We start from the raw sequence: 21413 nt of genomic DNA on the forward strand, positions 1-21413 counted from the left end.
TGTAATGACCCAACAACTTTCCCTGCCAAAAGATAAGATTCGTTTTTTGCTGCTTGAGGGTGTGCACCAGAATGCAGTTGACGTACTGAATGCGGCTGGCTATCACAATATTGACTATCGCAAGACCGCCCTGGATGAGGATGTGCTGGTAGAAGCAATCAAGGATGTGCACTTTATCGGTATCCGCTCACGCACACAGATCACCAGCTGTGTGCTGGATGCAGCCAATAAACTGACTGCCATTGGTTGTTTTTGCATCGGCACCAACCAGGTGGACCTGGAAGGCGCTCTGGAACGCGGGATCCCTGTTTTCAATGCACCTTACTCCAATACACGCTCCGTGGCAGAGCTGGTCCTGGCGCAGACTATTCTCTTGTTGCGCGGTATTCCCGAGAAGAATGCATTGGTGCACAAGGGCGGTTGGACGAAATCGGCGGAAGGATCTTACGAGGCACGTGGCAAGACCTTGGGCATCGTGGGTTATGGCTCTATCGGTTCGCAATTGTCCGTGCTGGCAGAAAGCCTGGGCATGAAAGTGATCTACTTCGACGTGATCGCCAAGCTGCCATTGGGCAATGCGCGCCAGGTCGGCTCCATGGAGGAATTGCTGTCGCAGGCGGATGTCGTATCCCTGCATGTGCCGGAACTGCCTTCCACCAAGAACATGATGCGTGCTGAGCAGTTTGCGCAGATGAAGCAGGGCAGCATTTTCATCAATGCTGCCCGTGGCACTTGTGTGGATATTGATGCACTGGCAAAGGTGATCGAGTCCAGGCACCTCGCAGGGGCTGCGGTAGACGTGTTCCCGGCTGAGCCTAAGAGCAATGACGAGGAATTCCAATCACCGTTGCGTGCCTTTGAAAATGTCATCCTCACTCCACATATCGGCGGTTCGACGCAGGAAGCGCAAGCCAATATCGGTATTGAAGTCGGCGAGAAATTCGTGCGTTATTCCGATGCCGGTTCCACCATCACCGCAGTGAACTTCCCGGAAGTGGCCATTCCACAACAACCGGGCACCCACCGCCTGTTGCATATCCACCGCAACGTGCCGGGCGTACTATCTGCCGTGAACAGCCTGTTTGCGCGCAACAACATCAACATCGCGGCGCAAAGCATGATGACCAGGGGCGATATTGGCTACATGATCATGGATGTCGAAGCTTCAGCCTCCGATGCAGCGATTGAGGCATTGCAGACAGTTGAGGGAACATTGCGTACCCGTGTGCTGTACTAGGCACAGGGTTTCAAGCGCTACTTCGCTGTAAAACAGTTTGCAGCACTGCTTTATTGGATGCCCCTTCATTCTGGTTGCCAGAATGAAGGGGTTTTTAATTAAACCGTGTCAAATACTACACCTGTAGTTTATTTCTTTCTCGGATCATCCTTGGGGTTGGAGTAACTAATGTCCCAAGGCCCTGTGGCAATCAGTTCCACGATGGTTTCCTCTTTTTCGGTCCATACGTAATGCGCATGGCTGGCGGGCAACACAAAGCTTTCTCCTACCTTTAGGGTTTCACCCTTATTCTTGTCCAGGACTTCGCCCATACCATTGCCAAGTTTGCCCTTGAGCACGGTAATGACTTCGGTATAGGGGTGGGTATGTGCTGGTATAGGGTAATTTGGAGGGAATTTCAGCCAGGCGATAAATACCCCTGGCTTGGATGGGTCGCCAAGAATCAGGGCGCTCTTGGCACCTTTGGGCAGAAGGGGTTCGTCTTTCCAGTTGATATTAGCCACTTTGTAAGACTGCATCTTGTCTGCCGTCATACGCTCTATCTGATCCTCAGCTTGTGCGCTCAGGGTTGTCAATGCAAGACACAGGGTGATGAATATGGATTTCATTGCCACTCTCCTCTATTTGATGAATGCACGCTTTACGTGTACTAAACAGTTTTTACAATAACGAATGAAGCTAGAAATAATACATTTGGTCTTGAGCTCCTCCCTTTGTTATTGAGCGGACTTGATCAATGTCTGCACCAGATCTTGCGCGTGCTGAATAGATGGACTGCCTGGTTGCTGGCGGCCTGTGATCGAGGCACCTTCTATCACCAAGGCCAGCTGCAGGGCTAGTACTTCTGCTTGCTTGATGCCGGCACGTGTCGCCAGGCTGGCAATCTGCTCGCGTAACTGTCTGGAGAATTCTTTTGCAGTCTGATTGACCGGGTTATCGCACTGTGGAAATTCAACCTCGGCATTCAATGAAGCAAAACCCTTGAAATTCTTATCGGCAATGACATCCAGTAGTTGCTGCACTAAAGACTCTAGCTCAGCCAGCGCATTTTCCTGTTGCGATGATGCGGAAAGTTTCTTCCAGAGCTTGGTATCCTGCTCACGGAGATGCTCAATGATCAGCAACTCCTTGGATTTGAAGTATTTGTAGAGCGTGACCTTGGCGACCTGTGCCTGGGCGGCAATGTTGTCTACGCTGGTGGAGTTGAAGCCTTGACGCGAGAAAAGATCGGCCGCGGCTTCAAGAATGTAATCGCGCATTCTGGATGACATATAAATCCTTATATCCTTGAGATAAATCGTTGCTTGATCTGGGCTTTGGGATAGCACTCCCAGGCACGTTGTTGTTCATACCAGGACAAGAAATTGGCCAGTTTCTGGTTATCGATATTAGGGTTGTTGGATAACCTAGAATGCACTACCTCTAGGTAGACCGGTATCTGTTCCTTGGGCATGCTAAAGAAATTGGGGGTAGGGCAGATGCCAGTTTCCATGCTTTTGCGCAAGGCAAACGCCTTGAGCAGCAAGTCCGGCGCTATGCTTGTGGTGGCGAGTTCGTAGCCGGCATCCTGCTGAGCATGGTGGGTGGCTTGTGGCTGATTATTAGGCCAGAAATACACTGCCAATATCACGGTGGACAGGCCTGCTGCTGCATAACCGCTAGTGCGTATGGCTTGATTTAGTCTTGTTACTCTGGAAGGCTTTGCTTGCGTAATGACTGCGCTGGCTGCACTTTGTGCAGCGCGTAGCGCACCCATTCCGGGATTGCGTAACTCCTCTGCGATAGCACCTTGTAGCAGGATCATCATCTGGTGTACGACAACGGGAGGATGCTGCAGTTTGGCCACGGTGGCTAATGTGAGCAGATGGGCAGTGAGTACTGGACAGGCATCCAATAGATTCAGGTTGTTGGCGTGTGCCTGGCAGACCGCTGTGCGTACACCTGGCGCCTGCAGCCAGGTTTCCAGCAAGCTGTACAAGGCGAGCATCTTGGCGCTAGGTTGAGGGCCAGCCTGCTCTATCATGCGAATCAGCCAGGCACTATTGAGGCATTCCATCATGTGGCGTTATCCAATACTAATTTTTAGCATGAAGCGCATCTAAGCGCTGCTTCACTACCTGGGCTAGCTTCTCAGCGGTGCGTATGGTGGTGCGCTCATCTGTCCATGAACTTTCGAGTTGTGCGGAGTTGGACATCACCACAGTCTGAGTATTGATATCGACGATGATCAGCCGGGGATAGACAAACAAATAGGTAGGTTTGAGTGCTACGCCTATGACTAGGTAGTCAGCTCCCATTTCTTTATTGAGCTCGATGGCGGTGCCCACATTATCGTAAAGATAAGTGGGGGAGTGTTTCTCAATTTCTGCTTGTACTTTCGTGTCTACAGGTATCACATTGACTCCCTGATTCTTCAAGCTTTCCTTAAATGTGGTCGAGAGCAAGGCGATGCGCTGGAGTTCTTCAGGGGCATTGGGCAGGTCGGTCATGTCATTCAGTTCAAAAGCCAGGACGATGATGCTGGGGTTAGCGTTGGCTGCTGATGAAATGAGAACCCCTAAGAGCAGGAGTGCTTTCAGTGATTGCAACAGTTGGTGCATTGGTTCTCCGTGATCAAACAAAATGATGCAAACACAATACTAAACTGTTTAGTATTAATATGTACTTTATAGTACACTTTTTAAAAATGTTTGCAAAGTAGTATTCAATATGGATAGTGGGTAGGAAAAATTTAAAAGGTGAGATGGGGATGGTGTGTTGTCGGATACCGTGTGGCGCATGGATTGCCTTGAGTCTGGAAGCACTAGCTTTTACTTTATTGCTAGGTAGGTGACACGTGAATGGAGCAAGCGGTAAATCAATCAAAGCTGTCCAGGCATCTGGGCTGAAAAGGCCGTCAATGAAGCCGAGTATCCTGGTGCTGCGATAAGGCTATCACTATGGTTGGGAGTGCAGTCTATGCTGGCAGAATAATGCAGCAGGTACCTGGCCCGGCCCATACGGACATGAGCTGAAATCGTGTCGGTACGATTTGGTGTCAGGTCCTGCAAAGCCAGGGCAACCAGCGACATTCACGGATGTCGTGTAGTCTGCTTACCCTGGCGGGGATAAGCTACATTCCTATGTAGGTTGGGCCACCACCACCTTCTGGTGTGCGCCAGTTGATATTCTGCAGTGGATCCTTGATATCGCAGGTTTTGCAGTGAATACAATTGGAGGCATTGATCTGCAACCGCTGATTGCCCTCGGTCGTGACGATTTCATACACTCCAGCAGGGCAATAGCGTTGTTCCGGTGCATCGTACTGTGGCAGGTTGATGTCGATCGGGATGCTCTGGTCGCGCAACACCAAGTGGCAAGGCTGGTCTTCTTCATGCATGACATTGGTGAGATAGACTGAGGAGAGTCTGTCAAAGCTCACGACACCATCCGGCTTGGGATAGGCAATGCTTGGGGTGCTTGCTGCCGGCTTGAGGCATTCGTGATCGGCTTTGCCATGGGATAGTGTCCATGGAGTAGTGATGCCGAATGAGGCCAGCCACATTTCCATGCCGCCATAAATGCTGCCGAGGATATTACCTAGGCGGGATAGGGCCGGCTTGACATTGCGCACTGCCTGTAAGTCTTTCCATATCCATGAATTGCGGATTTTTTCCGGGTAGCTTTCCAATGTGGCGCCGAATATTTCTTGCGCCAGAGCTTCCACCACGGCCTCTGCCGCGAGCATGCCCGACTTCATGGCATTGTGTGAACCTTTGATACGCGGCACATTCATGAACCCGGCAGTGCACCCGATCAGCAAACCGCCAGGGAAGGCCAGGCGTGGGATGGATTGCAGGCCGCCTTCGGTCAAGGCGCGGGCGCCATAGCTCAAACGCTTGCCGCCTTCCAATAATGGACGGATGGCAGGGTGTGTCTTGAAGCGCTGGAATTCCTCGAACGGGCTCAAGTGAGGGTTGCTGTAGTTGAGGTGCACCACAAAGCCGATGGCGACGGCGTTTTCCTTGAGGTGGTAAATGAATGAGCCGCCCCCGGTACTATTGTTCAACGGCCAGCCTTGTGAGTGCTGCACCAGCCCAGGTTTGGATTTTTCCGCTTCGATCTGCCAAACCTCCTTGAAGCCAATGCCGAACTTCTGTGGCTCGGATTGCGCGCGGAGCTGGAAGTGTTCGGTCAGGTCCTTGGTAAGTGAGCCGCGCGCGCCTTCGGCGAACAAGGTGTAGTGCGCGCGAAGTTCCATGCCCAGAGCAAAACCAGGTTTCTCGTTGCCTTCCTTATCGCGCCCCATATCCCCAGTAATGACACCTTGCACTACGCCTGCTTCGTCGTAGATCACCTCGGCAGCGCTGAAGCCTGGATAAATTTCCACGCCCAGGGCTTCTGCCTGTTCACCCAGCCAGCGGCAGACATCGCCCAGGCTGACAATATAGTTGCCGTGATTGTTCATGAGTGGTGGCATGAGTTTGGTCGGCAGTGTGAAGCTCTTTTCCTTACTCAATACCAGAAAGTGATCATCTGTGACCGGCGTATTGAGGGGAGCACCTTTTTCTTTCCAGTCTGGAATCAGCTCATTGAGTGCGATCGGGTCGATGACGGCGCCGGAAAAAATGTGCGCGCCGACTTCTGCGCCTTTCTCCAGGACGCATACGCTGATTTCGCGCTCTTGCTCCTGGGCCAGCTGTTTGACACGGATCGCTGCAGACAGGCCAGCTGGCCCTGCACCTACGATCAGTACGTCATAATTCATTACATCGCGTTGCATGCTAAAACTTTCATGGAATATACGGTATGTTGATTTCATCGCTGCGCTGCACATTATGCGTCAACGAGCGACAGTGATTCAGGAATTCACGCACGGCAGTCGTCTGGTACTTTTTCTTGTGCCAGACAAACATGAACTGGCGTTTCAGGTCCAGTTCCGGAGTTTCGATTGCCACCAGGTTGCCGCGGGCAATATCATCCTTGAGCGCCAGTCGCGAGATGCAGCCAAGCCCGAGTCCGGACTCCACTGCGCGCTTGATGGCTTCAGTATGCTCCAGCACCAGCCTGACATTGAGCTGGGTATGATGATGCCTCAACGCATGATCAAAAGTTTCCCGGGTGCCGGAACCATCTTCCCTCAATATCCAGTTTTCCTGCAGCAGATCATGCAATGTTGCGTTTTTCTTCTGCGCAAGAGGATGCTGGGGAGTGCAGAAAACAGTGAGTTCATCCTCTATCCAGGGTTCAACTTCCAGCTCGGGATGATGGCAGTCACCTTCAATCAGGCCGATATCCAGGTCATACTGGGCGACCTGGTGCATGACTGAATTTGTATTCTGTACATGCAACTGCACCTGGCAATCCTTGTGCTGCCTCATGAAAGAGCCTATGAACAGGGCAGCGAGGTAGTTGCCTATCGTCAATGTAGCGCCTACTTTTAGCAAGCCAAAGGCGGATTTTCCCTGTAAAATACTCTCTATTTCAGCGGCTCGATCAAGCAGGGCGGCAGCCATGGGCAGCAGACTGCGTCCGAGTTCGTTGAGTTTCAGCACTTTACCCATGCGGTCAAACAGTTTGCAGTCAAACTGTCGTTCCAGTTCGGCAAGTGCAGTGCTCGCAGCAGACTGCGACAGGGACAATGCCTCAGCCGCGCGGGACACATTCTCCAGGCGTGCAATGGCAACAAATACTTCCAGTTGTCGTAATGTATGCTTCACCTGAGAATGATTCTCATATCGATGTGGTAGATATGTGATATAGTAATAATTGATTTAACAGATATTTTACCGCCGATTAAAATATGCGGCAAATTATGGAGTGGGATCGCGAATATGAAAGTTTTAGTTGCTGTCAAACATGTGGTTGATTACAACATCAAGCCACGTGTGAAGCCTGATGGTTCTGATGTTGATATCGCAGGCGTCAAGCTCAGTATCAACCCGTTTGACGAAATTGCTGTGGAAGAAGCTGTGCGTCTCAAGGAGCGCGGTGTTGCGACCGAAGTGATTGCCGTAACCATAGGCAAGGCCAATAGTCAGGACAGTCTGCGCCATGCATTGGCGATGGGCGCGGATAAGGCCATCCTGATCGAGACCGAGGCAGAAATGCAGCCTCTGGGTGTTGCCAAGCTGTTGAAGTCTGTGGTCGAGCGTGAGCAACCTGGCCTGATTATCCTGGGCAAGCAGGCTATTGATGATGATCTGGGACAAACCGGTCAGATGCTTGCTGCACTGGTCAATGTTGGCCAGGGGACATTTGCCTCTATCATTGACATCAAGGGTGATGAAATTGAAGTAACGCGCGAAATTGATGGCGGTACTGATGTAGTCGCCCTCAAGCTGCCGGCTGTGGTGACCACTGACCTGCGACTGAATGAGCCGCGTTTTATCAAGCTGCCCAACCTGATGATGGCAAAGAAGAAACCTGTCGAAACCATCAAGGCTGATGATCTGGGTGTTGATTTCAATCCTCGCCTCAAACAGCTGAAAGTGGCTGATCCTGAGCCTCGCAAACCTGGTATTAAGGTGGCGAATGTGGCTGAACTTGTTGAAAAACTACGTCTTGCGGAAGTCCTGTAATGAGTATCCTGATTCTCGCCGAACATGACGGCAAACATATCAAGCAATCCACACGCCAGGCTGTCACTGCAGCTGGTGCATGGCAACTTCCTGTTCACCTGCTGGTGACAGGATCCAATAGTACCGATCTTGCCAGTGAGGCAGCCGGTATTGCCGGTGTCGCCAAGGTGCTGCATGCGGATGCTGCACAATTCGAACACCCCCTGGCTGAGGATGTGGCAGCTTTGCTGGTGCAACTGGGTACTGATTACAAAGTGATCCTGTCTGCACATACAGCCTTCAGCAAGAGCGTATTGCCCCGAGTGGCGGCCCTGCTGGATGTTGCCATGGTGTCTGATGCCATCAGCATCACGGCACCAGCCACCTATGTACGTCCAATCTATGCAGGTAACGTCCTGACTACTGTTGAAAGCAGCGATGCGATCCAGGTCGTGACCGTGCGTGCTACTTCATTTGCCGCTGCTGCTGGCGGTGCCAGCGCGGAAGTGGCAGCAGTCAATGTGCCAGCCAGTGCCGGATTGAGCCGCTGGATCAGGGAAGACAAAACGGTTTCTGACCGTCCTGAATTATCTTCCGCACGGGTAGTTGTGTCTGGCGGACGTAGCCTGGCAGAGCGTTTTGACGAGCTGCTTGAGCCATTGGCACATCATTTCGGCGCAGCACTGGGTGCAACCCGCGCTGCTGTGGATGCCGGCTTTGCACCCAACGATATCCAGGTTGGCCAGACCGGCACGATTGTGGCGCCAGAGCTTTATTTCGCCATCGGTATTTCCGGCGCGATGCAGCATTTGGCAGGCATGAAGGACAGCAAGATCATTGTTGCAATCAATCATGATCCGGACGCCCCGATATTCCAATATGCCGATTACGGCTTGGTGGCCAACCTGTTTGATGCAGTGCCTGAGCTGACCAAGGCCCTGAGCTAATAGTAGATACCTAAAAATTTTTAAAGAGAATTGAATCTAAATGAGTGCATTTAATACCGAAAAAGTGCTGAGTGTCAGGCATTGGAACGATAGCCTGTTCAGCTTCACTACTACCCGCAATGAGGCGCTGCGTTTTGAGAATGGCCAGTTCGTGATGATAGGCCTGCAGGTTGAGGGCAAGCCGTTGATGCGTGCGTATAGTATCGCCAGTGCCAACTATGCCGAAAACCTTGAGTTTTTCAGCATCAAGGTGCCAAATGGCCCGTTGACCTCACGCCTGCAGCATTTGAAGGTAGGTGATGATTTGTTGGTAAGCCGCAAGCCAACCGGCACATTGTTGCTGTCCGACTTGAAGCCAGGCAAGCATCTCTACCTGCTATCTACCGGTACTGGCCTTGCACCTTTCATTTGCCTGATCCAGGACCCTGAAATCTACGAGCGCTTCGAGAAAGTCATCCTGGTTCACGGTGTGCGGCATGTGAACGACCTGGCGTATGAAGAATTCATCACCAAGGAACTGCCGGAAAATGAATTCTTCGGCGAGCAGATCAAGAACCAGTTGATCTACTACCCCACCGTGACACGTGAAGAATTCCGCAACCAGGGCCGCCTGACCGACCTCATGGAAAACGGCAAGCTGTTCCAGGACATCGGCCTGCCGCCGCTCAATCCCGAAACTGACCGCGCCATGCTTTGCGGTAGCCCACAAATGCTGATCGACACCTGCAAGGTACTTGATGACGCAGGACTCAAGATTTCCGAGCGTATTGGCGATGTGGCAGATTACGTGATCGAACGGGCGTTTGCCGAGAAGTAAATTTTTAGTATTAGTTAGTGTTTGACGTAAAAAAGCTGACATAGCGATATGTCAGCTTTTTTATTGAGTATCAGAGAAAGCAATATCTGGAGCGAATAGATGAGTAAACGAGTAGCCAGCACTTCTTGATCAAGCTGAGTTTCTTGAGAAGGTGCGTCATAGTCGTGCTATACACACTCCTTGGGTCTGTCCTCCTGACACCGAAGAGTTGTTTGCGCTTTACCTTGAAAGAATGCAGGCACAAAACAATGTGGCTTACTTGATTTGTGAAGCTTCTACCCATGCCATCATTGGTGTTGTCAATGTTACTAATATCATTATGGGGGCGTTCTGTAGTGCATATCTTGGTTACTATGTATTTACCGGATATGAGCGACGGGGGCTGATGCGTGAAGGCCTGCTGGTCGCGATGGAGCAAGCAAGTCAGGCCTTGGCGCTCCATCGGCTTGAGGCCAATATTCAACCTGATAATTTAGCGTCAGTTGCGTTGGTGCAGTCTTGTGGTTTTTCCAAGGAAGGTTATTCGCCTAGATATCTCAAGGTTGATGGAGAGTGGCGCGACCATGAGCGCTGGGCAATCATTCTTGAGGCATGACTGTACAATTATTTAGCTGCACTCAAGCACACGCAAGTCCTTATAGCTGAGCCGAAGCTAGATTTTATGGTACCGGATACCGAGGCGGCCCAGGCGGCGGCCTGCGGCGTTGGGAGTCGAGGTAACGCACGTCGTTGCCATCACCGAAGAATTCCTTGATCAGGAAGTCTTCCAGGCCGGCATTGTCTTCCATGCGGGCAGACAATGTGACGACACGGCCCATTTGCCTTGATTCCCAGTTGAAGTCGCCCGAGTAGTGGCGGCGTATCAGTTCTATCATTTTGCGCACGGTGGCGCGCTGGATATCTTCGCCTGCCTTGGCTTCGATCTGGAATACCTCGCGTTTGGCGGTGCTGAAGTCGTTGATCCAGCCGCGGAATTCGAAGGTGGACGTGTAGTTGCTCATGCTGAGGATGCGGAAGACGCCGCTGGCACCGGAAGAAAGGTTCTTCTTGATGGTTTCGTCGCGTTTTTCTTCGTCCGACTGTGAGCGGCTGCCGGATTCGCGCTGGGCGCGCTGGTTTTCCATCATGGCAGCATAGTTGTTGTCAGTCGCGCTGCGATATTCGCGCACGGCATTCATGTAGGAAGACATGTCTGCGTATTGCGATGGATCAGGCTCTTGCGGACGTGGTGGAGCTTGCACTGGCTTGGGTGCTGGCGCAGGGCGCTCCACCGGTTGCGGCACAGGCTTGTCCTTGCCGGTGATGACCTTGGGCGCTGGCTTGCTGGGCTGGCGTGGCCGTTTGGGCGTTTTGCGCGGTGTGGGCTCGGGAGCAGGTGTTGGTGGGGCTGCAGTGGGTGGAGGTGCCATTTCCGGCTGCGGTTTTTTCTCAGGTTGTGCCAGGCTGACTACCAGCTCTTTCTGACCACCGTCCTGATCTGCTGCTTCTCCTTGATCCAGGGTGGGCATGATGAAACCAAAGAACAGGACCAGGTGCAGGATAAGCGAGAAAATGACAGCATACAGCGTGCGGCGGCTGATGCGGAATTCAATGTAATGTTCACGCTGCAGCGGTGTCTGCCAGGGCAGGCCGGATGTGGGCGGTTGCGGTCGTATCATGCCCAGGCGGCTTGCAATGGAGGCAATAAAATGACGTAACAGGCGCGAAACAGCCACAGTTGATTAGTCCAGCACTCTTTATTTTGGGTTTAATGAAGTTTCAGTTGCGCCAGCGAGCGGTTGACTGCAATGTAGGAACCCAGCCAGCTCAGGACAACGGCGCAGATGACGACTCCCAGGCTGGCTTCCCAGCTCGGTAAGGTTAAGATGAAGCTGCTGCCATAAAGTTCTGCCAGGTCTGTTACTGAGTGGTTAAAGATGGTCAGGATGGTATTGGCAATGACCAGGGCTGCCAAACTGCCGCCAAAACCATACAGAGCGCCTGCGTAAAGGAAAGGTCGGCGGATAAAGCCATCTGTGGCGCCTATCAGTTTGCTGACTTCGATTTCTTCACGCTGGGTGGCAATCTGCAGGCGTATGGTATTGCCAATGACGGCAATCAGTGCAAAACCCAGCAGCCCGGAAATGATCAGGACGGCTTTCTTCCCCAGTTGCAGGATGGCATACAGGCGTTTGGCCCAGTCTGCATCTGCAAGTACGTGTTCCACACCTGGCCAGCTCGAGATTTCGTGCTGGATTTTCATGATGGTTTCAGGAGCGAGGTCCTTGGGCTCAATGAAAAAGGCGTCGGGCAGCGGGTTGCTATCCAGTTTGCTGGCGATGCCCTGGCTCAGGTCCTGCATCTCCTGCCAGGCAGATTCCTTGCTGACAAATTGCTGGTGGGCAATGTCCGGGTGCTGGTCCAGTTTCTTGCGGAAGGCGTTGATTGTGGCAGGTGTGGCATCCAGTTTCATGAATACGCTGATCTGCGGTTCATTTTTGACTTGCCCAGCCAGTTGGTTGAGGTTGTCGATCACGATGTAGAGGATTGTGGGCAGGCTCAGGGCGGTGCCAATGACACCCCAGATCATCAGGGTGGACAGCTTGTTGCGGAAGATGCGCGCGAGAAGAAGACGCCACACCAGGATGTGCTGGTTGATCCAATGTTTCATGATATGGTGAGCTTTCCATGGTCAAGATGCAGCAATTTGGCTGGAATGTTCTGTATCCCGTGCGCATCATGGGTTGCGATGATGACGGTGACGCCTACCTGCTGGAATGCATGGAATAAGCGCATGATGTCTTTTGCATAGGCTTCATCCAGATTGCCTGTGGGCTCATCTGCAATGAGGATGGCCGGCCGGCTGACCACTGCCCGGGCAATTGCCAGGCGTTGTTGCTCGCCGCCGGACAGGGTGATGGGCATGGATTTTTCTTTGTTGAGCAGGCCGACTTTGTCCAGGGCCGCGCGTATGCGCCTGCCGGCTTCATGTCCGGTGATGCCATTGATATAGAGCGGCAGAGCGACATTCTCGAAGCAATTGCGGTCGTACAGCAGTTTGTGGTCCTGGAAGATCAGGCCGAATTTCCGCCTGAGGTAAGGCAGCATGCGGGAGCGCAGTTTGCTGATATTCTGGTTGCCGATCAACACTGTGCCGCTGCTGGGGCGTTCAATGCCGGCCATGAGTTTGAGCAATGTACTTTTACCGGCGCCGGAATGCCCGGTGACGAATACCAGTTCGCCGCCAGCAATTTCAAGGGAAACATCGCGCAGAATTTCATCGCTACCAGGGTAACGTTTATTGACCTGATCAAAACGTATCATGCGCGCAATGCCCCTTTACTCAAATAATGCATCAACAAATTCACTTGCCCTGAATGGACGCAGATCGTCTATGGATTCGCCCACGCCGATGAAGCGGATGGGAATCGGGCGGGATTGTGCAATGGCGGCGATTACACCTCCCTTGGCTGTGCCATCCAGTTTGCTCAAAACCAGGCCGGTGACGCCCAGCGCATCATCAAAAGCCTTGACCTGGGTGACTGCGTTCTGGCCTGTGTTGGCATCCAGTACCAGCAGTATTTCATGGGGTGCCTCAGGCATGGCCTTGCCAATCACGCGCTGTACCTTGCGGATTTCCTCCATCAGGTTGAGCTGTGTCGGCAGCCGCCCGGCAGTGTCGGCCAGCACAATATCAATCCCTTTTGCCCGGGCCGAGTTGACGGCATCAAAAATGACGGCGGCGGGATCACCGCTTTCCTGGGCGACCACATGGACATTGTTGCGCGCACCCCAGACTTGTAATTGCTCACGGGCCGCAGCGCGGAAAGTGTCGCCTGCTGCAATCAGTACGGATTTTCCCTGGGCCTGGAACAGGTTCGCCAGTTTGCCGATGGTGGTGGTCTTGCCTGCGCCATTGACGCCGGCCAGCATGATCACGTAGGGATTGGCCCTGGAAATGTCCAGGGGTTGCTCCAACGGGGCGAGCAACTCCAGCAGGGATTGCTTGAGTGCTTCCTTGAGTTGTGTGGTGTCGCTGAGGTTCTGGCGCTTGACGCGAGTGCGTATCTGTTCCAGCAAGGCTTGTGTTGCCGCAATCCCCACATCTGAAGTCAGGAGGATGGTTTCCAGCTCTTCATAGACATCCTCGTCAATTTTGCCGCCACCGAACAGGGCGGCGAGTTGGGCACCAAGCTGGCTGCGTGTTTTGGCCAGGCCACGCTTGAGTCGCTCAGTCCAGCTCAGCGTGGGTTTTTCCTGCGTGACCACGGGAGCCGCTGGTACTGGTTCTGCCACTTCCGGCGCTGGAGGTGGATCGGCAGGTTTTTTCTTGAAAAAATCGAACATGAGTATCGTGCTTACGGTGAATTGCTTATTCTAAAGCAAAACAAGGCGCTTATAACCTACTGCGCTGTGACATTTTGAGCAACAGTGAAGATACGAACTTATCAGGCGACGGACGGGTCTGAGCGGAATTGTGGATGAATAAGGCCGTAAGCAACGGCCACGATAAGGGGTTTTGCCAGATACGTGCATCAACAAGTGTCGCTATAATGCGGCAGTACGCCTAATAGGAGAATTGCAAGGTGTTGGAAGAATTGAAACGTTGGCCAAGGGCTGACAGGAAACGACTAAGTACCACGCTGTTGGTGGCTTGTTGCGCTGCACTGGCAGCCATGCCAGGGGCGCAGGCTGCCACGATACATGAGTTCAAATTGGATAATGGCATGCGCGTCATTGTGCAGGAGGATCATCGTGCGCCTGTGGTGGTTTCGCAAGTCTGGTATCGCGCTGGCAGCATGGATGAAGTCAATGGCAAGACCGGGGTGGCGCATGTGCTGGAGCATATGATGTTCAAGGGCACGAAGACTGTTCCTCCGGGCCAGTTCTCCCGGTTGATTGCTGCTGCGGGCGGGCGCGAAAATGCGTTTACCGGCACGGATTACACTGCGTATTACCAGCAACTGGAGAAATCCCAGTTGCCGCTGGCGATCAAGCTGGAAGCTGACCGGATGGCCAACCTGCAACTGACCAAAGAGGAATTTTCCAAGGAAATCAAGGTGGTGATGGAGGAGCGGCGCTGGCGTACGGATGACAAGCCACAGGGTATGCTCAACGAGCAGTTCAATGCGGTGGCTTTCCAGGCACATCCTTACAAAAGGCCGATTGTCGGCTGGATGAATGACCTGGAAAACATGACGGTGGAGGATGCGCGGGAGTGGTACCAGACCTGGTATACCCCCAGTAATGCCGTTCTGGTTGTGGCGGGAGATGTCGAGCCGGAAGATGTGCTGAAACTGGCCAAGCAGCATTTTGGCGTGATCAAGCCACATGCCTTGCCTGCACGAAAACCGCAGCTTGAGCCTACACAGATCGGGGAACGTCGCACTGTGGTCAAGGTGCCGGCAGAGCTACCTTATGTGCGCATGGGGTTCCATGTGCCGGTATTGCGCGATGCAGAAAAGGACTGGGAGCCTTATGCGCTGGAAATACTTGCCGGCGTACTGGATGGCAATGCCTCTGCACGCCTCAACCAGCATTTGGTGCGACAGCAACAGCTAGCCGTGGATGTGGGGGCTGGGTATGACCTGATACAGCGCGGGCAGGTAGGACTGTTTGAGCTGGAAGGTACGCCGAGTGAGGGCAAGACCGTGGCTGAGCTGGAAGCTGCTTTATGGAACGAGTTGGAGCAGATCAAGCAGCAGGGTGTGACGGATGAGGAATTGCAGCGAGTCAAGGCGCAGGTCATCGCCGCTGATGTTTACCAGCGGGATTCTGTGTTCTATCAGGCCATGCGGATAGGGCGCCTGGAAACAACGGGCTTTTCGTGGCGTACGCTGGAAAGCTATCCAGCCCGGTTGCAAGCAGTAACCTCAGAGCAGGTGCAGGAGGTTGCGCGCAAGTATCTGGTCAGGGATAGCCTGACTGTGGCAGTTCTTGACCCGCAACCTATAGACCCCAATGCAAAACCAAAAGGTAAGCCCCATGAGCATTAAACATTCCGTGATCCGGCGCGCAGCACAGGCAGTGGCCGTTGTAGCTGGCGTGGTGATTGCCGTACAGGCACAGGCAGCGCTGAATATTCAGCACTGGCAGACCAGCAAGGGATCTGCCGTATATTTTGTTGAAAATCACGATCTGCCTATTATCGATATCAGTACCAATTTTGCGGCTGGCAGCGCACGCGATGGCGAGAAATCCGGCCTGGCGGGAGTTGCCCGTTACCTCATGACATTGGGGGCGGGTAGCCTGACCGATCAGCAGATTTCCAATGGATTGGCTGATGTAGGTGCTGTTCTTGGCGGTGAGCTTGATGCTGACCGTGCGGCGATCAAGCTGCGGACGCTGAGCAGCGCACGTGAACAGCAGGCTGCACTGGATATTTATACCAATATCCTGCATAAGCCGGATTTTCCCGATGCCGTGCTGGCGCGTGAGAAGGCGCGTATCATCGCAGGCCTCAAAGAGGCTGCAACCCAGCCGGAAAGCATTGCCAACAAGGCATTCATGAAGGCTTTGTATGGCAATCACCCGTATGCTGTCGAGGAAGATGGACAGCCTGAATCAGTGGGGGCGCTGCAGCGCTCGAACCTGCAGCAATTCTATCAACAGTACTATGGTGCCAGGAATGCCGTGATTGCCTTGATGGGAGATATGACGCCGGAACAGGCAAAAGCCATTGCCGAACGCATATCTTCCGGTTTGCCGGATGGCCCGGCTGCTGGTAGCTTGCCTGCTGTCAGTTATCCGCAGGCTGCAGTGGAGCGGCGTATTCCGCATCCGGCCAGCCAGTCGCATATCCTGCTGGGTTATCCGGGCTCCAAGCGTGGTGATGCAGATTACTTTGCATTGTATGTCGGCAATTACATTCTGGGTGGGGGAGGTTTCGTCTCACGCCTGACAGAGGAGGTGCGCGAGAAACGCGGCCTGGTATACAGTGTTTACAGTTATTTCCTGCCCTTGCAGGAGCTGGGGCCATTCCAGGTTGGTCTGCAGACCAAGCGTGACCAGGCGGAAGATGCATTGAAGCTGGTGCGCGAAACCTTACGTAATTTCATCAGCAAGGGCGTGACTGAGGCAGAGCTCAAGGCTGCCAAGCAGAACATTATTGGCGGCTTTCCCTTGCGTATAGACAGTAACAGCAAAATTCTCGATTATCTTGCCGTGATTGGCTTCTATAAACTGCCGCTCAACTATCTGGATGAGTTCAACAGCAAAGTGGAAGCTGTGACGACAGCCCAGATCCAGGATGCATTCAGCCGGCGCATAGACCCGGATAAAATGGTGACGGTGGTGGTCGGTGGCAGCAAGTAATCGTGTGCGTATCAGCGGCGGTGAATGGCGCAGCCGCCTGTTGAGTTTTCCTGATGTACCTGGTTTGCGCCCGACACCGGATCGGGTGCGCCAGACCGTGTTCAACTGGCTGGGGCAGGATATGCATGGTCGCCGCTGCCTGGATCTGTTTGCCGGTACGGGTGCAATGGGGTTTGAGGCATTGTCGCGTGGTGCGAGTGCAGTGGTGCTGGTGGAAAAGTCTGCAGTAGCGGCCCGTTCCCTGCAGCAGAACCAGGCCTTGCTCAAGGCTGGCCAGGCAACAGTGCTGCAACAGGATGCCATGCAGTTTCTGGCGCAGAGCCATGAGCGCTTTGATGTGATATTTCTTGATCCTCCCTATCAGCAAGGTTGGTTGCCCAGACTGTTGCCACTGCTTTCCAGCCACCTTGCCGAAGACGGAGTGGTCTATGTCGAGGCTGAGTTTGTGCTCGGCAATGATGCTTCATGGCAAGTGATCAAGCACGGCAAGGCAGGCAATGTTTGTTATCACCTGTTAAAATTGGCAGATATATTACCAATTGATCAGTAAGCCAGCCGCAGCATGCCTGTGTGCTGCTTTTCAGGGATTCTTCATTTGAGCAAGTTGAAAGTTGTATATCCGGGTACCTTCGACCCTATCACGCGTGGGCATGAGGACATCGTGCGCAGGGCTGCAGGCCTGTTCGATCATGTGATTGTGGCGGTTGCCAGGAGTCCGGGCAAGCACCCGATGTTCTCACTGGAGGAGCGCGTCGAGCTGGCGTCCAGCGTTTTGTCTGATTGTCCTAATGTCGAAGTGCTGGGTTTCTCAGGATTGCTGATGCAGTTTGTACGTGAGCAGGGCGCACGCGCAGTGGTGCGTGGTTTGCGCGCAGTATCGGACTTTGAATACGAATTCCAGCTTGCTGGCATGAATCGCCAGTTATTTCCCGAGATGGAAACCATTTTCCTCACACCGGCGGAGCAATACATGTTTGTCTCTGCCAGCCTGGTGCGGGAAATTGCGCAGCTGGAAGGGGATGTCAGCCAGTTTGTCTCTCCTTTGGTGCAGGCCAGCATCGCACGCAAGTTGGGCCGGGAGTAAGGAGCTCAGCATGGCCTTGATGATCACGGATGAATGCATCAACTGCGATGTCTGCGAGCCTGAATGTCCTAATGGCGCGATTTACCAGGGCGAGGAAATCTACCAGATCAATCCTGGCTTATGTACCGAATGTGTCGGTCATTTCAACAACCCGCAATGTCAGGACGTTTGCCCGGTTGCTTGCATCCCGCATGACCCTGACAGAGTGGAGAGTCATGACCAGCTCTATCAGAAATATCTGCAGATTATGTTGGTGAAGTAATTTTTGCAGTCATCGAGTATGGCGGCCAAGAGAAATTCTGGCGGTTATAATGAATTTTTCATTATGGTGTTAAGGAGTCGTTTGTGCGCATATTGCATACCATGTTGAGAGTTGGCGATCTGGAAAAGTCACTGGCATTTTATACCAATGTGCTGGGCATGAAATTACTGCGGCGTCACGAGTACCCGGAAGGCAAGTTCACATTGGCATTTGTAGGCTATGGCAGCGAAAGTGAGCAGGCTGTGATCGAGCTTACGCATAACTGGGACACGGCCAGTTATGACAAAGGCAATGCCTATGGACATATCGCCATTGAGGTGGAGGATGCCTATGCTGCCTGTGAGGCAGTCAAGCAGGCAGGGGGCAAGGTGGTACGCGAAGCTGGCCCCATGATGCATGGCACGACTGTCATTGCCTTTATTGAGGACCCGGATGGCTATAAGGTTGAGTTCATACAGCAAGGCACCTGGACGCCCGCCTGACCGTGAAGTTCTTTTCCTAGGTTTAGGTATCGGAACTTGTTTCCAGTGCCTGTTTCAGGCGCTTGATACCCTCCTCGATCTCGTTCAGGTCAAGATTGCCAAAGCCCAGCCGGAAAGCGGCTGGGGCTGGCTGAGCCATGGCAAAATTGGCAGCCGGCAGTAGCCCTATCTTATTAATTTTTGACTTTTCCAGCAGAGATTGCATCTGATTCTGCTTTTTAAGCAGAACCCAGAATGCCAATCCTCCTACCGGCATTCTGAAATCCATATACGCCGTTAGGTGTTCATTGATCAGATTTTCCAGGCTGTGGCGGCGTTCAGAATAAATCTTGAATGTTTTACGGATATGGTGACGCAGTTCGCCACTATTGATCAGCCCTGATACTGTCTGCTCGGTCACGGAATTTCCCTGTCGGTCGATCAGCAATATTTCCTGGCTGCATCGCTCTATCAGGCTACTGGATGTCACGAGATAGCCAATCCGTAATGCCGGGGCCAGCACTTTGGAGAGTGAGCCCACGTAGATGACGCGTTTCTGCTTGTCGTTGCTGGCCAGTGGCAGTATGGGATGGTTGGTGAAGTGGAATTCATGGTCGTAGTCATCTTCTATGATATGGAAATCATAGGTTTCTGCCAGCATCAGCAGTTTCAGCCGCCGCTCGGCGGTCATGGTGACGGTAGTAGGGAACTGGTGGTGAGGCGTGACGTAGACTGCGCGGATAGGGGTGGTCTGGCATAGTTGTTCCAGTTCATCCACCTTGAGTCCATATTCATCCAGGCCGACAGTCAATATATTGGCGCCACAGGATTGAAAGGCATCACGCGCCGGAGGGTAAGTCAAGTGCTCGACGACGACATGATCACCGGCCTGTACCAGCACCCTGGCGGCAAGAAAAATCCCCATCTGACTGCCTCGGACAATGCATATATTGTCCGGGGTGACGTACAGGCCGCGTTCCATATTGAGCATATCCGTAATCGAGCTTCTCAGTGAGTACATGCCCTTGGGATCTCCATATGTCAGGCAATGATTCTTGTCGGCATGCAACAGGCTGTGGCGAAAGGCGCGGGCAATGATGTTGTTGGGAATCAGGCGTGTATCAGGCATGCCATCACTGAAATGAATGACGCCATCTTGTGGTAGCACGAATGCGGATGCCACTGTGGTTGATGTGGAGAGTGGATGGCTTCGGACATTGGTCGCCGCAGGATGGGGAGGTGAAGCCGGCAGATTGGGGGAAACAAAGGTCTGGCTGCGGGCGGCGGAAGAAAGCCAGCCTTGGGCAATCAATTCCTCATACGCCATGATGACTGTTTTGCGATTGACTGCCAGGTTGCTGGCGAGCTGCCGGCTACTGGGCATAGGGGAGGATGGTGTCAGCCTGCCTGCCTGAATTTCCTCAATGATCTTCTGCACGATCTGCATAAAGACTGGCAGTTTGGAGCCAGGGGCCAGTTCGAATTTGAAATCCCACAACCTGACGCGTTTTACCATGACCTTTCCTTTGCTGACCTTTTCAAGGAATTGTTAATTTTTTTGTATGTGAAAAATTCATTCTGGACCATGCATTATAAATTTTCTGGCACTTATGTATACCAGTAACAAATTATTACAATTGGTAACACTTAAGGTTGTAAATAATAAAAATATATAAAAAACATACGGTTGTTTAAATTTCATTATGACGCATGGATGAAGCGAGGAGAAGCATGAATACAGTTTCTTATGATATTGAGCTGGCGGACTGGCGTACCAAGGCGCTTAAGCTGGAAAGCGAAGTGGGCAAGATCATCGTGGGCCAGACAAAAGCGATACGCTTGATGACAACCGCGATTTTCGCGCGCGGCCATGTGCTGCTGGAAGGCGGGGTGGGTGTAGGTAAAACCACTTTGTTGCAATCCATCACTCGCGGTATGGGAGGCGCCTATGAGCGTATCGAGGGCACGGTTGACTTGATGCCCAATGATCTCATCTACCACACCTATCTCAATTCCGAAGGGCGTCCGCAAATTGACGAAGGTCCTTTGTTGCGTGCTGGCGAGAACCTGTCGGTGTTTTTCTTCAACGAAATCAACCGGGCCCGCCCACAGGTGCATGCCTTGATGTTGCGTGTGATGGCGGAACGTCACCTGCAAGCATTCAAGAAAGATTACCGCCTCCCACATATGGTGGTGTTTGCCGACCGCAACCAGGTGGAAAAGAACGAAACCTTTGAAATTCCTTCTGCTGCACGAGATCGTTTCATGATGGAGATCCCCATTGAGATTCCGGAAAGCCGCGAGCACAGGAAATCCCTGATTTTTGATACCAAGTTCCAGCATGCCGAAGTGCTGACACAACAGGTTGAAGATCATATCCTGCAATTTGACCAGCTCAACAGCTTTTCCGACACCATACAGCGTCATGTGCGTTCCAGCCCTGTCCTGGAAGAATATGCACTGGATTTGTGGGAGGCAACGCAGGAACCAGCCAGGTTTGGTATCAAGCTGGATGGTGTGGAAGTTTCCCGCCTGGTCCAGGCGGGCGCCAGCCCTCGCGGTATGGGCATGCTGATGAAGGCATCACGGGTTAATGCCTGGCTTAACGGGCGTGACAGCTTGCTGCCTGAGGATATTCACGCGGTATTCCATGAAATCATTGCGCACCGCCTGGTGTTCAATCCTATGTATGACTCCAAGCGTACTGCACTGGCCCGCGAGTTGACCGCGCAGATCATCAATACCGTTGTAGTGCCCGGCAAGCACTGAGGCA

General features: G+C 52.8%; 23 protein-coding genes. 12 read left to right on the forward strand and 11 right to left on the reverse strand.

The annotated features are described in order from the left end of the window. Positions 1–4: 4 nt before the first annotated feature. Positions 5–1237, forward strand: coding sequence for a phosphoglycerate dehydrogenase (gene serA / locus CHB59_RS09210; protein WP_089375944.1), 1233 nt, complete (start codon positions 5–7; stop codon positions 1235–1237). 128 nt (positions 1238–1365) lie between these two features. On the opposite strand, the gene CHB59_RS09215 is transcribed toward serA, so the two are convergent. The 6 genes from CHB59_RS09215 to CHB59_RS09245 all read right to left on the reverse strand — a co-directional run bounded on the left by CHB59_RS09215 (position 1366) and on the right by CHB59_RS09245 (position 6936). Further along, positions 1366–1845 (reverse strand): cupin domain-containing protein, encoded by a 480-nt coding sequence (locus tag CHB59_RS09215; RefSeq protein ID WP_089375945.1) that lies wholly within the window; start codon positions 1843–1845, stop codon positions 1366–1368. A gap of 108 nt (positions 1846–1953) precedes the next feature. Next, entirely contained in the window at positions 1954–2508 is a 555-nt protein-coding gene (locus CHB59_RS09220; RefSeq protein ID WP_089375946.1) for a TetR/AcrR family transcriptional regulator, read from the reverse strand. Positions 2509–2516: 8 nt separating this feature from the next. Further along, the gene (locus CHB59_RS09225) at positions 2517–3296 is read right to left on the reverse strand and encodes a hypothetical protein (RefSeq protein WP_089375947.1); all 780 of its coding nucleotides are present in this window, start codon (positions 3294–3296) and stop codon (positions 2517–2519) included. Positions 3297–3312: 16 nt separating this feature from the next. Next, the gene (locus tag CHB59_RS09230) at positions 3313–3837 is read right to left on the reverse strand and encodes a DUF2380 domain-containing protein (protein WP_089375948.1); all 525 of its coding nucleotides are present in this window, start codon (positions 3835–3837) and stop codon (positions 3313–3315) included. Between the two features lie 512 nt (positions 3838–4349). Continuing rightward, the gene (locus tag CHB59_RS09240; protein ID WP_089375950.1) at positions 4350–5999 is read right to left on the reverse strand and encodes an electron transfer flavoprotein-ubiquinone oxidoreductase; all 1650 of its coding nucleotides are present in this window, start codon (positions 5997–5999) and stop codon (positions 4350–4352) included. 10 nt (positions 6000–6009) lie between these two features. After that, the gene (locus CHB59_RS09245; protein ID WP_089375951.1) at positions 6010–6936 is read right to left on the reverse strand and encodes a LysR family transcriptional regulator; all 927 of its coding nucleotides are present in this window, start codon (positions 6934–6936) and stop codon (positions 6010–6012) included. A 114-nt stretch (positions 6937–7050) separates the two neighbouring features. Here CHB59_RS09245 and CHB59_RS09250 point away from each other — a divergent pair, with 114 nt between their 5' ends. The 4 genes from CHB59_RS09250 to CHB59_RS09265 all read left to right on the forward strand — a co-directional run bounded on the left by CHB59_RS09250 (position 7051) and on the right by CHB59_RS09265 (position 10135). Then, entirely contained in the window at positions 7051–7797 is a 747-nt protein-coding gene (locus tag CHB59_RS09250; protein WP_089375952.1) for an electron transfer flavoprotein subunit beta/FixA family protein, read from the forward strand. Further along, positions 7797–8723 carry an electron transfer flavoprotein subunit alpha/FixB family protein gene (locus CHB59_RS09255; RefSeq protein ID WP_089375953.1) on the forward strand — a complete coding sequence of 309 codons (927 nt, stop codon included), beginning with the start codon at positions 7797–7799 and terminating at the stop codon, positions 8721–8723. The genes CHB59_RS09250 and CHB59_RS09255 overlap by 1 nt, the downstream gene beginning before the upstream one ends. Positions 8724–8763: 40 nt before the next feature. Then, entirely contained in the window at positions 8764–9540 is a 777-nt protein-coding gene (locus CHB59_RS09260; protein WP_089375954.1) for a ferredoxin--NADP reductase, read from the forward strand. Between the two features lie 151 nt (positions 9541–9691). Further along, the gene (locus CHB59_RS09265; RefSeq protein ID WP_089375955.1) at positions 9692–10135 is read left to right on the forward strand and encodes a GNAT family N-acetyltransferase; all 444 of its coding nucleotides are present in this window, start codon (positions 9692–9694) and stop codon (positions 10133–10135) included. 64 nt (positions 10136–10199) lie between these two features. On the opposite strand, the gene CHB59_RS09270 is transcribed toward CHB59_RS09265, so the two are convergent. The 4 genes from CHB59_RS09270 to ftsY are packed head-to-tail and all read right to left on the reverse strand — an operon-like array spanning position 10200 to position 13866. Next, positions 10200–11255, reverse strand: a complete 1056-nt coding sequence (locus CHB59_RS09270; RefSeq protein WP_089375956.1) for a hypothetical protein — start codon at positions 11253–11255, stop codon at positions 10200–10202. Between the two features lie 32 nt (positions 11256–11287). Next, positions 11288–12190 (reverse strand): permease-like cell division protein FtsX, encoded by a 903-nt coding sequence (gene ftsX, locus CHB59_RS09275; RefSeq protein WP_089375957.1) that lies wholly within the window; start codon positions 12188–12190, stop codon positions 11288–11290. Next, positions 12187–12843 carry a cell division ATP-binding protein FtsE gene (gene ftsE / locus CHB59_RS09280; RefSeq protein ID WP_089375958.1) on the reverse strand — a complete coding sequence of 219 codons (657 nt, stop codon included), beginning with the start codon at positions 12841–12843 and terminating at the stop codon, positions 12187–12189. The genes ftsX and ftsE overlap by 4 nt, the downstream gene beginning before the upstream one ends. Positions 12844–12858: 15 nt before the next feature. Beyond that, the gene (gene ftsY, locus CHB59_RS09285; protein WP_089375959.1) at positions 12859–13866 is read right to left on the reverse strand and encodes a signal recognition particle-docking protein FtsY; all 1008 of its coding nucleotides are present in this window, start codon (positions 13864–13866) and stop codon (positions 12859–12861) included. Between the two features lie 329 nt (positions 13867–14195). On the opposite strand from ftsY, the gene CHB59_RS09290 reads away from it, so the two are divergent. The 6 genes from CHB59_RS09290 (at position 14196) to gloA (ending at position 18661) form a co-directional block, all read left to right on the forward strand. Beyond that, on the forward strand, positions 14196–15515 hold the full coding sequence (locus tag CHB59_RS09290; RefSeq protein ID WP_089375960.1) for a M16 family metallopeptidase: 1320 nt from the start codon (positions 14196–14198) through the stop codon (positions 15513–15515). Then, positions 15505–16833, forward strand: a complete 1329-nt coding sequence (locus CHB59_RS09295) for a M16 family metallopeptidase (protein WP_089375961.1) — start codon at positions 15505–15507, stop codon at positions 16831–16833. Before CHB59_RS09290 ends, CHB59_RS09295 begins: the two co-directional genes overlap by 11 nt. Further along, positions 16820–17383, forward strand: a complete 564-nt coding sequence (rsmD, locus tag CHB59_RS09300) for a 16S rRNA (guanine(966)-N(2))-methyltransferase RsmD (RefSeq protein WP_089375962.1) — start codon at positions 16820–16822, stop codon at positions 17381–17383. Before CHB59_RS09295 ends, rsmD begins: the two co-directional genes overlap by 14 nt. A gap of 45 nt (positions 17384–17428) precedes the next feature. Continuing rightward, positions 17429–17917, forward strand: coding sequence for a pantetheine-phosphate adenylyltransferase (gene coaD, locus CHB59_RS09305; RefSeq protein ID WP_245835107.1), 489 nt, complete (start codon positions 17429–17431; stop codon positions 17915–17917). A gap of 10 nt (positions 17918–17927) precedes the next feature. Further along, positions 17928–18179, forward strand: coding sequence for a YfhL family 4Fe-4S dicluster ferredoxin (locus tag CHB59_RS09310; protein ID WP_089375964.1), 252 nt, complete (start codon positions 17928–17930; stop codon positions 18177–18179). An 83-nt stretch (positions 18180–18262) separates the two neighbouring features. Then, complete coding sequence (gene gloA, locus CHB59_RS09315) at positions 18263–18661, forward strand: lactoylglutathione lyase (protein WP_089375965.1); 399 nt, start codon at positions 18263–18265, stop codon at positions 18659–18661. A 22-nt stretch (positions 18662–18683) separates the two neighbouring features. Here gloA and pdxR read toward each other — a convergent pair whose 3' ends face one another. After that, a complete protein-coding gene (pdxR, locus tag CHB59_RS09320; RefSeq protein WP_089375966.1) occupies positions 18684–20156 on the reverse strand; it encodes a MocR-like pyridoxine biosynthesis transcription factor PdxR in 1473 nt (490 codons plus the stop codon). A gap of 215 nt (positions 20157–20371) precedes the next feature. Between pdxR and CHB59_RS09325 the strand changes: the two genes are divergently transcribed. After that, positions 20372–21409: an AAA family ATPase gene (locus CHB59_RS09325; RefSeq protein ID WP_089375967.1), complete on the forward strand. Its 1038-nt coding sequence runs from the start codon at positions 20372–20374 to the stop codon at positions 21407–21409. Positions 21410–21413: the final 4 nt, after the last annotated feature.

It is taken from the genome of Methylobacillus rhizosphaerae (assembly GCF_900187985.1).
Taxonomy (GTDB): domain Bacteria; phylum Pseudomonadota; class Gammaproteobacteria; order Burkholderiales; family Methylophilaceae; genus Methylobacillus; species Methylobacillus rhizosphaerae.